This window comes from Variovorax sp. P4_D9 (genome assembly GCF_056401695.1).
Genome location: NZ_JBFUIU010001374.1, coordinates 1 through 1,556, shown reverse-complemented (window position 1 = coordinate 1,556; position 1,556 = coordinate 1). Strand labels below are relative to the sequence as shown.

The following is a 1,556-nucleotide window of genomic DNA, read 5'->3' as shown; positions in this document are numbered from 1 at the left end:
GCGCGTTCTCGAACGCGGTGCGGGCAATCCCGGTGCGATCGCCGGAGCGCGCATGGCAGCGTTCGAGCGCTGACGCCACGGTGGCCGAGACGTCGTCGAAGATCGCCTTGTCGGAAATCTTCACGTCGTCCTGCATCAGGAACGCGAACGCACGCGCCATGCCGCAATTGGCGATGAAGTCGGGAATCACCGCCACCTTCGAATCGGCTTGCTCGTAGATCGGGCCGTAGAAGATCTCGCGATCGGCAAAGGGCACGTTGGCGCCGCTGGACACGACTTCGAGCCCGCCCTTGACCAACTGCTCGATCTGCTGCTGCGTCACCAGGCGCGACCCGGCGCAGGGCAGGAAGATTTCCGCGCCCGCGCACCAGACAGCGCGATTGATTACGTCGAAAGGAAGCATTCCTTCCGCGGCCAGTTGGTTGCCCTTCTTCTGCAGGAACAGCGTGCGGATCTGTTCGAAGCTGAAGCCCTCGGGATTGAGCAGCCCGCCCTCGCGATCGATGATGCCGACCACGCGCGCGCCGGCTTGCGCAAGATAGTAAGCCGCGGTAGAGCCCACATTGCCCCAGCCCTGCACGATGACGCGTTTGCCGGCGACTTCGCCGCCGTAGAGCCTGTAGTAGTGAAGCACCGATTCGGCCAGACCCCAGCCCGTGATCAGGTCGGCCACCAGGTACTTGCGGGCGGAGTCAGGCGTGTAGTGCGGGTCCTCGACAACCTTGGCCACGCCCATGCGCAGCTGCCCGACCTTCTGGATGCGCTCGCTGTCGCTCGGCTCGAAGTGGCCGTTGACGACGCCCTCCTGCGGATGCCACAAGCCGTAGCTCTCCGTGATCGGGATCACCTCATGCACCTCGTCGACGTTCAGGTCGCCACCGGTGCCATAGTAGGTCTTGAGCAGCGGCGTCACCGCCTTGTACCAGCGCCGCAGCACGTCGTTCTTGCGCGGATCGGCAGGATCGAAATCAATGCCCGACTTCGCGCCCCCAATGGCCGGGCCGGAGACGCTGAACTTGACCTCCATGGTCTTTGCCAGCGACTCGACCTCACGCCGGTCGAGCCCCGGGCGCATGCGCGTGCCGCCACCGGCAGCACCACCGCGCAGTGAGTTGATGACCACCCAGCCCTTGGCGGGCGTCTCGGCGTCGTGCCATTCGAAGACGATCTCAGGCGCCTTGTTCTCGAAGCGATTCAGCAGTTCTTTCATCTCGGTCTTTCAGATTCTCTGGAGTCAGGCTAGAAGTAATTTGTCGTCGTCGAGCTTCTCGCCACGAGTCTTCTCGAACATGTGTAGCAGGTCGGGCACGTCCATGCCGGCGCGCTCGGCGCCCTTGACGTCGAGGATCACGCGGCCTTCGTGCAACATTACCGTGCGCGTGCCGTAGTCGAGCGCCTGGCGCATGCTGTGCGTGACCATCATGGCCGTCAGCTTGCCGGCCTCGACGATCCTCGCGGTGAGTTCGAGCACGAAGGCGGCGGTCTTCGGATCGAGCGCGGCCGTATGCTCGTCGAGCAAGAGGATGCGCGACGGCTGCAGCGAGGCCATCAACAGG

2 protein-coding genes are annotated in these 1,556 nt (G+C 64.1%); both read right to left on the bottom strand.

All coding sequences use genetic code 11. The features are described from left to right. On the bottom strand, positions 1-1,210 hold a 1,210-nt coding region (locus AC1DY5_RS55100), incomplete at its 3' end, for a Glu/Leu/Phe/Val dehydrogenase dimerization domain-containing protein (RefSeq protein ID WP_478122609.1). 24 nt (positions 1,211-1,234) lie between these two features. After that, the coding region (locus tag AC1DY5_RS55095) for an ATP-binding cassette domain-containing protein (protein WP_478122608.1) at positions 1,235-1,556 on the bottom strand (322 nt) is incomplete at its 5' end.